Below are 10,410 nucleotides of genomic sequence, written 5' to 3'. Positions count from 1 at the left end.
TCCCTGGTGCGGCCGCGGCTGCGGCAGGCGGCGGCCGCCGCACCGCAGGGCTCGGACTTCCTCGACCGGCTCGCCGCCCTGGACGAGGCGGAGCGGCTGAAGACGCTCACCGAATTCGTCCGCGGTGAGGTGGCGGCCGCCGTCGGTCTGCCGGGCGCACACACGGTGGCCGCGGAGAAGCCGCTGCAGGGCCTGGGGCTGGACTCGCTGATGTCCGTCGATCTGAAGAACCGCATCGCGGCCCAGACCGGCGCCGAACTGCCCAGCACGCTGGCGTTCGACTACCCGACGCCGCGGGCGCTCGCGGAGTTCCTCCTGGGCAAGCTGCGGCTCGGCAGCGCGGCACAGGACGCCCCGCCGCAGGACCCCATCGCCGCCGCCCAGTGGGCCATCGGCAAGGCCGGCCCCGCGCTGCTGCGGGAGAGCGGACTGCTCGCGCAGCTGCTCGACCTGGCCCAGGGCATGGACCTGCCGAAGCAGCGCGGGGCGAGCGATGCCCTCCGGGCGGCCGAATCGCTCAGCGACTCGGACATCGACCGGGCCCTGGACCTCGTGCTCGGCGACTTCGCCGCCTGACCAGTATTCGATGATCACGAAAGGAAGACAGCGATGAGTGCCCGGACCGTGGTGATGGGTGGAGGGATCTCGGGTCTGTCCGTGGCGCTGCTGCTGGCGCGACGGGGCTTCGAGGTGACCGTGCTGGAGCGCGACCAGGCTCCGCCCGGGGACCTGGCCGCCATCGGCGAATGGCACCGGCCCGGTGCCCCGCAGACCCGCCAACTGCACACCTTCCTGGGGCTGTTCCGGCAGCACCTGCGCACGCACCTGCCCGATGTGTACGAGGACCTGCTGGCCAACGGCGCCGAGGAGGTCAGCATCGCCACGCCCGCCGGCACCACCCCGCCCGGCGCCGAGGACCTCGCGGTCCTGGCGGCGCGGCGCCCGACCGTGGAGTGGGCGCTGGCACGCGCCCTGCGCCGGGAGCCGGGCGTCGAGATCCACTACGGGACGTCGGTGCGCCGGGCCGAGGTGAGGGACGGCCGGATCAGCGGCGTGCGGGTACGCGGCGGCGGCGTCGACGCGGACGTGCTCATCGACGCGGCGGGCCGACGCTCGCCGCTGCGCGAGGACTTCACCGTCCTGGAGGGGGACGAGGACTGCGGGGTCGTGTACAACACACGGTTCTACCGGCTGCGCGACGGGGTGCCACGGCCGCCGCTCAAACGCGGCGTGACGACGATGGTCGCCGGCGACGGATTCGGCGCCGGGCTCTTCTACCACGACAACCGCACGTTCGCGATCGGCATCGGCCGCCTCCCCGACGACAACGATCTCAAGGCCCTGCGCGAGGCGGAGGCTTTCGACCAGGTCACCGCGCTGTTCCCGGAGTTCGAACCGTGGCTGCGTGGCGACGTCAGCGAGGTGCTGACCGAGGTCGTGCCCATGGCCGGGCTGCGCAACACCCTGCGCGGCCTGGCGCCCGAAGCGCCCGTGGGTTACTGCGTCCTGGGCGACGCGCTGTGCACGACCGACCCGGCCTTCGGGCGCGGTGCGTCGGTGGCGCTGCACCAGGCGGTGCTGCTCGCCGAGGCGTTCGCCGGGGAGCCGGGCGGCCTGCCCGGGCTCGTCCGGGACGTGACCGCACAGGCCCAGGCCTGGGTGCGGCCCTGGTTCGACGACTCGGTCCAGGCCGACATCGGCCGCACCCGGCTCTGGCAGGCCGCGGTCGACGGGCACCGTCTGCCGCAGGGTGCGGCGATGCCGCCGGTGAGCCTGTTCAGCCTCATGGAGGCCGGGGAGCACGACGGGCATCTGTGGCAGGCGGCGCAGCGTGTGGCCGGTCTGCTGGCCCCTCTCGACAGCCTGGACACCCCCGGGAACCGGCGGCGTCTGCAGGAGGTGTGGGCGTCCGGCTGGCGTCCGCAGGCCCCCTCCGGGCCGGGCCGGGCCGACCTCGTCGAGGTGCTGGCCGCGTCCTCCCGCTGAATCCGGCGACGTACGCAAGAGCACGCACGAAGGAACGAAGGAACCTGAATGAAGATCATTGCCGATGCCGGTCGCTGCATCGGAGCGGGTCAGTGCGTCATGGCTGCCGACTCCGTCTTCGACCAGGACCCCGCCACCGGCGAAGTCAGGCTGCTGGTGGCGAAGGTTCCGGCCGACGAGGTGGACGCGGTCCTCGACGCGGTGTCGACGTGCCCCACCGGCGCTCTGGCCACGGCGGAGGACTGAGCGCGCCGCGACGTCTCCTCGCTCGGCTCCGAGGCCGGCCACCCCCACGTGTGCCGGCCCGCGGCGGCAAGCCGCCGAGCCCCACGATCGACCGCTTCACCCACCCCCCACGATCGGAGAACGTATGACGACCGAGACCGCACGGGAGTCCCGCCCCGCCGGGGGCCCGGCACTCGAGCCGCGGCCCCTCCCGTTGACCCGGCCCTGTCCTTTCACACCCCCCGCCGAGTTCACCGACCTGCGCGAGCGTGAGCCCCTCAGCCGGATCGCGAACCCGGACGGCACCACCGGCTGGCTCGTCACCGACTACGCGCTGGCCCGCAAGGTGCTCAGTGATCCTCGTTTCAGCGCCCGTCAGGAGCTGATGAGTTCACCGCTGACGGACCGTACATTCGAGCCGGCGATGCCGGGCGGCTTCCTGTTCATGGATCCGCCGGAGCACACCCGCTACCGCAAACTGCTCACCGGCCAGTTCACCGTGCGCCGCATGAGGCGGCTCGAGGCACGGGTCGAGGAGGTCACCGGCCGTCAACTGGCCCGCCTGCGCGCCCAGGGGCCGGGCGCGGATCTGGTCGAGCACTTCGCGCTGCCGATCCCCTCGCTGATGATCTGCGAGCTGCTCGGAGTGCCGTACGAGGACCACGAGTTCTTCCAGTCCAGGGCCGTGGCCATCTTCCGGCTGGTGCAGGACCCCGAGGAGGCCTCGGCGGCGTACGCGGGATTGCGGACGTACCTGCTCGATCTGGTGCGGCGGCGCCGCGAGGAGCCGGCCGACGACATCCTGAGCGACCTGGTGGCAGGGGGAGATCTCACGGACGACGAGCTGATCGGCATGGCCCTGCTGTTGCTCCTGGCCGGGCACGAGACCACCGCGAACATGATCGCGATGGGAACGTTCGCGCTGCTGAGCCATCCCGGCCAGCTGGCACTGCTGCGCGAGGACCCCTCACTGATCGACGGTGCGGTGGAGGAGTTGCTGCGCTACCTGAGCATCATGCACGTGGGCCTGCTGCGTGCCGCTCTGGAGGACGTCGAGCTGGCCGGTCGTGTGATCGGGAAGGGCGACACGGTCACGGTGTCCGTTGCGGCGGCCAACCGGGACCCGGAGAAGTTCGGCCCCTCGGAGGACCTGGCCATCACCCGTCCGGCGACCGGGCACATGGCCTTCGGGCACGGCATCCACCAGTGCCTGGGGCAGCAGCTGGCGCGTATCGAGATGCGGATCGGCATCAACGGGCTGCTGCGCGAGTTCCCCGGCCTGCGACTGAACGTACCGGTCTCCGAGGTGCCGGTGCGCAAGGACATGGGTGTCCTCGGCGTGCACCGGCTTCCGGTCACCTGGTGACCTCCCTCTGAGCACCGCCGGTGTGCTCTCCCCGCTCCGCGGGCCTTCGGGCCCGCGGAGCGGGGGCCGGGCGGGGGTTGGCCGAGGGGTGGCCTATTCGGCGCTCTTCGCGTTCTTCGCGATCAGCGCGGTCAGTTCCTGGAGGGAGTACTCACGACGACCGGGCCGGCCGTAGCGGGTGAGCTTGCCGCGGGTGGCCCACTGCCGGATGGTGGCCTCGGAGACTCCCGCGGCGAGGGCGGCGAGCTGGGTGGGGACCGTGCGCGTGCCGGCCTTCTTGACGGCGGTCATGGGGGGCCTTCCTTGAGTGCGTGGGGTCAGGGCTGGGTGGGCCGAGGCGGGGCGCGGACCGGCCGGACTCACGCGCGGCCGCTCAGCAGCAGCCAGCGGTCCGGCGGCAGCACGTGCCCGGCCCTGCAACGCACCACGTGCGTCAGATCGGCGCCCCGCGACGTGCGGACGCTTTCCTCGCAGTCGGTGACCGGGCAGGAGCCGAGCTCCTGCGGGACGGCCGGCCTGGGGGCGAGCACCGAGCGCGCCACGTTGGTGACCCTGCGGACCTCGGCCGCGCACTCACCTGCGGCCGGGTGGGCGGCGAGCCAGTCGAGATGACGGGCCAGGAAGGCCGCGAGCGTACCGACCTCGCGCCGGGGCGGTCCTGTCACCCCACGCTCCGCGACGATGGCGCCGGCCCACGAGGCGAGCACCGGAACCATGTCACCGCGGGCCTGGAGAGCCGCTTCGTTGAGCCGGATGCCCTGCCGGGCACGGCCCGAGTTGACCCGCTCGGTGATTCCGGGCCGCGCCGGTGAGAGCGCGTCCTCACAGCCGTCGTACAGGCCCGGAAGACTCACGAGGTCCTCCTTCAGCCGGGCACGGCACACCAGGCAGAGCCGCTGCCCCGAGGCGGCCGTACGAGGCTGGGGCTTGCCTGACTGCCGGTGGTGACGGCAATGGACTGCTTCGCACAGTGACTGAATGGCCATCCGTTCTCTGCTTCCCTCCCCGTTCCTGCCGGAGACCGGCAGGGGCTAACAGACTCGGCCAGTATTGCGAAGCGTCCTAAAACCCGGCTCGAACTCGTGTCCAGCCCCAGGTCAGCTCTCGACCAGGACCTCCATGTACGGCGGGAACTCGGGAACGCGGGCGAGGTCGTGCTCGAGCACGGAGATCTCGCCGTTCGTGGTGATCTCCCGGAACCCGGCGAACTTGTAGGTGACGTACATGCTCCGGTTGCGGTTCGTCGGTACGAACTCCGCGCGCAGCCGTACCCCGGCCGCGGCCGCTTCCCGGATGAGATGGGCGAGCAGCACCGATCCGACGCCTCGGGACATCACCCGGCAGGACATCAGGAGGAGCTTGACGGTCCACGCGTCCTCGCCGCGCTCGACGAGCGCCAGCCCAATCTTGCCGTACGTTCCGTACCTGTCCTCCAAGCCCGCGACCAGCAGATCGTGGCCGGGCGACTGGCGGAACGCGTCCAGTTCCTCGTACGAGTAGGTGTAGCCGGTCGCGTTGAGCTGGTTGGTGCGGACGGTCAGTTCCTCGGCGCGCTGCAGGTCGCGTTCCTGGGCCGGGGCGATGGTGAAGCGCATGTTCAGGGAGCCGAGGAACTCCTCGGCCGTGCCGTCGTGGCCGGCCTCGGCCTGGTTGCGCTCGGCGTCGGCCCGGTACAGGTGACGGCGCTCCCGGGAGTCCGCGGTGACGAACCGCGGGTGCATCTCGGGCAGGCCGGGGACGCCCTCGACGTCGAGGGCGTCGATGCACAGCACCTGGGGGTGCGTGAAGCGGACCTCGTCGCGCTCGAAGGGCTGGTCGTCGACGAAGGCCAGCGTGTCGATGCCGATGTTGATCGCCTCGGCGACCGCCTTCACAGAGTCCGACTTGTTGCCCCAGTTGATCTGCGGATACAGGAAGTACTCGGCGATGCCCAGCTCCTCCAGCTTGGCCATGGCCGCGTCGTGGTCGTTGCGACTCGCGACGGAGTGGAGGATGCCCCGCTCGTCGAGGGTCTTGAGGATGTCCACGACACCGGGCCGCAGCTCCACGTCCCCGTCCTCGAGGAGCACCCCCTCCCAGACGGTGTTGTCGAGGTCCCACACCACACATTTGACAGTCGTCATCGTCCCTCACTCCTGGGGGTCGCACCGGCCTGCCTCCGGCGGACGAGGGCGCGCTCCTGGAACGCGTACTCGGCGAGGCCGATCTGATGGATCTGAGAGCTTCCCTCGATGATCTCCATGACTCTGGAGTCGCCGAGATAGCGCTGCACCGGATAGCCGGCGCTGCAGCCGTTGGCGCCGTGGATCTGCACGGCGTCGGCCGCGGCCCGGCTCGCGGCGGTCGAGGCGAAGTACTTCGCCATGGACGTCTGGGCGAGCGCACCGGGATCGCCCTCGTCGCGCAGCCTGCCCGCCTCCAGGCAGAGCAGCCGCGCCGCCCGGGCGTCGGTGTACATGCCGCTGATCATCTGCCGTACGAGCTGGTGCTCCTTGATGGGCGTGCCGAAGGTTTCCCGGCTGCCCGCGTAGTCGACGCTGGCCTCCAGGCAGGCGTCGACGATGCCGACGCAGCCCCAGCCGACGGTGTAGCGGCCCAGGTCGAGCGCGGTACCGACGACGTGGGAGAGGCCGAGGCCGGGCCGGGCGAGCACCTGACCGGCCGGGATGCGGCAGCCCTCGAAGTGGACGTCCGCCGTCATCGAGGCGCGGATGCCGATCAGGTCCTCGATCAGTTCGGTGCGCACTCCGGCGGCAGCGCGCTCCACCAGCACCGCCGTGGGTCCTTCGGGGGAACGGCCCAGGACGAGGAAGACGTCGGCGGTCTCGCCGTACGTCGTCCACGTCTTGTGGCCGTCGAGCAGCCAGGAGTCCCCGTCCGGGGTGAGCCGGGCGACGACGCCCGCGGCGTCGCTGCCGGCGCCCGGCTCGGACACGGCGAGCGCGCCGATGCTCTCGCCGCGGGCGAGACGGGGCAGCCAGGTCTCCTTGAGTTCGCGGCTTCCCCACCGTGCGACGGCGTGCGCCACCATCGTGTGAACGGTGAGCAGGCTGCGCAGCGACGAGCAGGCACGCCCCAGTTCACCGGCGAGCAGCCCGAGCGTCACCGCGTCGCATCCGCCCCCGCCGTACCGGGTCGCGACCGGCAGGCCGAGCAGGCCCTCGGCCGCCAGCAGTTCGACGATCTGGGGCGGAGTGCGCTGAGCGCGATGGTATGCGTCGGCGTGCGGAACGATGTGGCGGTCGGCGAAGGCCCGGAACTCCTTCTGGGCCTGGGCCTGCTCCGCCGTGAGCGTGCTGGTCATCGCTGTGGCGTCCCCTCGTGGGTCAGGACGCCACGGAGGCGGAGAGCTTACGGGTGACGAACGCGTCGAGAGCTCCGACGGAACGGAAGTTGTCGAGTTCCAGGTCGTCGTTGTCGATGGTGAGGCCGAACTCGTGCTCCACGAAGGAGACAAGCTGGATGGCGAACATCGAGCTGACGAAGCCGAGCTGGAAGATGTCGTCGTCGTCCTTGAGGTCCTGCACCGGGAAGAAGCGGGACAGGTACTCCCCGATCTTCGTCTTGTTGTCCATGCTCATGTCGTGTTCCGTCCTGTTCGTGTGCGGCCTGGCAGTGGGTGTGCGCCTCGGGCCGGGTCAGCGGTAGTTGAAGAAGCCCTCGCCGCTCTTGCGCCCCAGCAGGCCGGCGGCGACCATCTTCTTCAGCAGCGGGGCCGGCCGGTACTTGCTGTCGTTGAAGCTCTCGTAGAGCACCTCGACGGACTTCAGGATGGTGTCGAGACCGATCAGGTCCGCCGTCTCCAGCGGCCCCATCTTGTGGTCGAAGCACGTCTTGAAGAGGCGGTCGATGTCGGCGGGCGAGGCCACCCCGTCCTGCACCAGGAAGACGGCCTCGTTGATGGTGAGCATCAGGACGCGGTTGGAGACGAAGCCCGGCACGTCCTCGACGACGATGCACTCCTTGCCCATCCCGGCGAGGAACCTGCGGGCGGTGTCGATGGTCTCCGGGGTGGTGTGGTGGCCGCGGATGACCTCCACCATCGGCTTCATCGGCACCGGGTTCATGAAGTGCATGCCGACGATGTTCTGCGGGCGGTTCGTGACCGAGCCGACGCGGGTGATGGAGATCGCCGAGGTGTTCACGGCGAACCGCACATCGGGGCGGCAGATGCGGTCCAGCCGCTCGTAGACCTTCTCCTTGATGCCCCAGTCCTCGGTGACGTTCTCGACGACGAAGTCGGCCTTGGCCAGCAGCTCGTAGTCGGTGCTGAACTCGATCTTCTCGATCACCGCCGCCGGGTCGACGGCTGCGGCGCGGTTGAAGAGGGCGAAGGCGCGCAGGCTGGTGCGCAGTTCGCGCCTCGCGTTGTCGAGCACCTCCTCCGAGACGTCGACCAGGATCACCTGGTGTCCGGTCTGCGCGAGGTTCTGTGCCACGCCGACGCCCATGACGCCGGCGCCGACGACTCCTACCGTGGTGAATTCCATGACTCGTCCGGCTCCGTTACCGTGCGCCGCGAACGGCGAAGATGTTGTAGATGTCCGTCCCGACGTACAGCTCGTCCTGCTCGGCCTTGACGGTGAAGCCCCGGTCCTCCAGCAGCTTCGCGAGGCGTTCCACCTCGCCGTCAGCGTCGTGCGCTTCGAGGACCATTTGCCGGATCTTCGGCCAGTCCTCGTCGGCGATCCCGTCGATGACCTGCCGTTCGCTCTTCTGCACGTCGATCTTGATGAGGTCGATCCGCTCGATTCCCTGCTCGCGGATGACAGCGCTCAGCGGACGCAGCCGGGCCGTGTACTCGATGGCCTCGAAGCGGACGTCCATCAGCTCCTCGGCGTAGTCGGTGAGCCGGCGGGCCTCCGCGTCCGTGTTCCGCTGGTTGGCGATGATCGTGCGCAGATTGTGCTTCTCCTCCTCCTCGTCCGGGTGGAACGAGGACATCCCGGAACTGCGGGGGTAGAAGGTGAAGCTCGCTTCGGCCTCGGTGTCGGAGATGCCGATGTTGAACAGCTTCGCGTCCACACCGTGCTCCGCGACGTTCCTGCTCAGCAGTTCGAACAGCGGCGGGGCCGGCTCGAAGGTGAAGACCCGTACGTTCTGCGCCTCGTAGTGCGCGAACAGGGTGAACAGGCCGATGTTGCCGCCGACGTCCACGACGGTGTCGCCGCTGCGCAGCGAGATGCCGTTCTTGGCGTAGACGCGGTGGTCGAAGATGTCCTCGTAGAAGTGACGGGTCTCCGACTCGTTCTGGTGGTGGACCGTCAGGCCGTTGGGCAGCCGGAAGCGGGCCTGGCAGCTGCCGGTGTGAGAGGAGCCCGCCTTCTCTCCGGCCGTCTCCGGGTCGCCGCCGACGCGCAGTATGTCGATGGCCGCGGCCATGCGCGTGAGGGTGGCGAACTCGTACACCTGGCGCAGCGTCAGCTCGATGTCGAAGGCCCGGCTGATGCGCAGCATCAGACGCGTGGCGAGCAGCGAGTTGCCGCCCAGTTCGAAGAAGCTGACATCGCGCGGGAGGTCCTCGTTCTTCAGGATCCTGGCCCACACGGCCCGCAGCGCGGTCTCCGTCTCGGTCGGCTCCGGTGCGCCGTCCGCGTCCGTTGCGTCCGTCTTGGCCATGGGTGCCTCCTCGGTGGTGGCCAGGTCGCCGCAGGGCAGGCCGTGCCAGGCCGCGTCGGCGTCCGCGAGCCACAGCCGGCCCAGGGCCTTCAGAACGACGGCCGTGTCGGCGTGCGGCTCCAGGGAGTGGCGCATGGAAGCGACGATGTTGCCGGTGTCGCCGCCTCGGACCACGGTCGCCAGGCTGCTCAGCGTCTGGCCCGGCCCGGACTCCAGCAGCAGGCGCTCCTGGCCGAGGTGGCGCAGGCCGTCGGCGAAACGGACCGGGCTGAGCAGGTGGCGGGCCCAGTAGGCCGGGTCGGTGGCCTGCTCGTCGGTGATGGGCCGGCCGGTGACGTTCGAGATGTAGGGAATGCGGGGCGGGTTGAGCGTCAGACCGCGGGCGATGTCGGTGACCTGGTCGGCGATCGGCTCCATCATCGAGGAGTGGAACGCGTGCGTGGTCGTCACCCTGCGGGTGATCACGCCGCGGTCGGCGAGCGTCCGCTCCAGTTCGAAGATGTCGGCCACCGGGCCGCCCACCACGCAGAACTCGGGGCCGTTGACGGCGGACAGCGAGATGTTCCCGCCCGTCAGCGGCCGCACCTGCTCCTCCGGCAGCATCACGGCGAGCATCGTGCCCTCGGGCAGCTCGTCGATGAGCGCGGCCCGGCGAGCCACCAGGACCAGCGCGTCCTCCAGCGAGAGGACGCCGGCGAGGGTGGCCGCGACGTACTCGCCGAGGCTGTAGCCGATCATCGCGGTCGGCCTGACGCCCCACGACTCCCACAGGGCCGCCAGGGCGTACTCGACCACGAAGAGCGCGGGCTGGGCCATGCGCGTGGCGTTGAGACGCTGTTCCTCGGCGCTCTGCTCACGCGTGTCGAGGCCCAGCATGCGGCGCAGGTCCATGGCGAGGGCGTTGCCCGTCGCGGTCGGCTCGGGACGTCCGGCGGCGGTGAAGATCACGTCCCGGATGTCCAGGCCGAGCTCCGCGGTGAGCGCCTCGGCGCAGCGGTCCACGGTGGTCTTGAACACGGGGAAGTCGCGGTACAGGTCGCGCCCCATGTCGAGGTAGTGGTCGCCCAGGCCGGGGAACATGAAGGCCACCGCTGCGCCGCTGTCCGCGGTCTGCGCCAACCCCAGTTCCACCGCGCCGTCGGGGCCCGCGAGGACCGCCGCGCGGTGCCCCCCGGTCCGGCCGCCGACGCGTACCACGCCGACCGGTTCGGCGG

General features: G+C 70.5%; 11 protein-coding genes. 4 read left to right on the top strand and 7 right to left on the bottom strand.

Features of this window, described 5'->3' with window-relative positions; all coding sequences use genetic code 11:
* The 4 genes from AWZ10_RS45855 to AWZ10_RS45840 all read left to right on the top strand — a co-directional run.
* Positions 1-576: acyl carrier protein (locus AWZ10_RS45855; RefSeq protein ID WP_167366059.1), on the top strand; the 576-nt coding region annotated here is incomplete at its 5' end.
* 33 nt (positions 577-609) lie between these two features.
* On the top strand, positions 610-1,986 hold the full coding sequence (locus AWZ10_RS45850) for an NAD(P)/FAD-dependent oxidoreductase (protein ID WP_060894201.1): 1,377 nt from the start codon (positions 610-612) through the stop codon (positions 1,984-1,986).
* A 48-nt stretch (positions 1,987-2,034) separates the two neighbouring features.
* Positions 2,035-2,232 (top strand): ferredoxin, encoded by a 198-nt coding sequence (locus AWZ10_RS45845; protein WP_046704856.1) that lies wholly within the window; start codon positions 2,035-2,037, stop codon positions 2,230-2,232.
* A 124-nt stretch (positions 2,233-2,356) separates the two neighbouring features.
* A complete protein-coding gene (locus tag AWZ10_RS45840; protein WP_046704857.1) occupies positions 2,357-3,577 on the top strand; it encodes a cytochrome P450 in 1,221 nt (406 codons plus the stop codon).
* A 93-nt stretch (positions 3,578-3,670) separates the two neighbouring features.
* On the opposite strand, the gene AWZ10_RS45835 is transcribed toward AWZ10_RS45840, so the two are convergent.
* The 7 genes from AWZ10_RS45835 to AWZ10_RS45805 all read right to left on the bottom strand — a co-directional run.
* A complete protein-coding gene (locus AWZ10_RS45835) occupies positions 3,671-3,868 on the bottom strand; it encodes a MerR family transcriptional regulator (protein WP_046704858.1) in 198 nt (65 codons plus the stop codon).
* Between the two features lie 68 nt (positions 3,869-3,936).
* The gene (locus AWZ10_RS45830) at positions 3,937-4,431 is read right to left on the bottom strand and encodes a hypothetical protein (RefSeq protein WP_052769596.1); all 495 of its coding nucleotides are present in this window, start codon (positions 4,429-4,431) and stop codon (positions 3,937-3,939) included.
* 243 nt (positions 4,432-4,674) lie between these two features.
* Positions 4,675-5,700 (bottom strand): HAD-IIIC family phosphatase, encoded by a 1,026-nt coding sequence (locus AWZ10_RS45825; RefSeq protein ID WP_046705043.1) that lies wholly within the window; start codon positions 5,698-5,700, stop codon positions 4,675-4,677.
* Positions 5,697-6,881, bottom strand: coding sequence for an acyl-CoA dehydrogenase family protein (locus tag AWZ10_RS45820; RefSeq protein ID WP_046705042.1), 1,185 nt, complete (start codon positions 6,879-6,881; stop codon positions 5,697-5,699). The genes AWZ10_RS45825 and AWZ10_RS45820 overlap by 4 nt, the downstream gene beginning before the upstream one ends.
* A gap of 22 nt (positions 6,882-6,903) precedes the next feature.
* On the bottom strand, positions 6,904-7,158 hold the full coding sequence (locus AWZ10_RS45815) for an acyl carrier protein (RefSeq protein ID WP_078935353.1): 255 nt from the start codon (positions 7,156-7,158) through the stop codon (positions 6,904-6,906).
* A gap of 57 nt (positions 7,159-7,215) precedes the next feature.
* Positions 7,216-8,067 (bottom strand): 3-hydroxyacyl-CoA dehydrogenase family protein, encoded by an 852-nt coding sequence (locus AWZ10_RS45810; protein ID WP_046705041.1) that lies wholly within the window; start codon positions 8,065-8,067, stop codon positions 7,216-7,218.
* 16 nt (positions 8,068-8,083) lie between these two features.
* A partial coding sequence (locus AWZ10_RS45805) for an FkbM family methyltransferase (protein ID WP_159058623.1) occupies positions 8,084-10,410 on the bottom strand: 2,327 nt, incomplete at its 5' end.

It is taken from the genome of Streptomyces europaeiscabiei (assembly GCF_001550375.1).
GTDB lineage: Bacteria > Actinomycetota > Actinomycetes > Streptomycetales > Streptomycetaceae > Streptomyces > Streptomyces europaeiscabiei.
The sequence above is the reverse complement of the archived record's forward strand: the minus strand, read 5'-3'. Positions and strand labels throughout refer to the sequence as shown.

What these genes read in the sequence shown, in the direction of transcription:
- AWZ10_RS45845 (WP_046704856.1), top strand. Translation starts at nt 2,035, where the DNA reads ATGAAGATCATTGCCGATGCCGGTCGCTGCATCGGAGCGGGTCAGTGC.
- AWZ10_RS45810 (WP_046705041.1), bottom strand. Translation starts at nt 8,067, where the DNA reads ATGGAATTCACCACGGTAGGAGTCGTCGGCGCCGGCGTCATGGGCGTC.
- AWZ10_RS45835 (WP_046704858.1), bottom strand. Translation starts at nt 3,868, where the DNA reads ATGACCGCCGTCAAGAAGGCCGGCACGCGCACGGTCCCCACCCAGCTC.
- AWZ10_RS45815 (WP_078935353.1), bottom strand. Translation starts at nt 7,158, where the DNA reads ATGAGCATGGACAACAAGACGAAGATCGGGGAGTACCTGTCCCGCTTC.
- AWZ10_RS45850 (WP_060894201.1), top strand. Translation starts at nt 610, where the DNA reads ATGAGTGCCCGGACCGTGGTGATGGGTGGAGGGATCTCGGGTCTGTCC.
- AWZ10_RS45820 (WP_046705042.1), bottom strand. Translation starts at nt 6,881, where the DNA reads ATGACCAGCACGCTCACGGCGGAGCAGGCCCAGGCCCAGAAGGAGTTC.
- AWZ10_RS45825 (WP_046705043.1), bottom strand. Translation starts at nt 5,700, where the DNA reads ATGACGACTGTCAAATGTGTGGTGTGGGACCTCGACAACACCGTCTGG.
- AWZ10_RS45840 (WP_046704857.1), top strand. Translation starts at nt 2,357, where the DNA reads ATGACGACCGAGACCGCACGGGAGTCCCGCCCCGCCGGGGGCCCGGCA.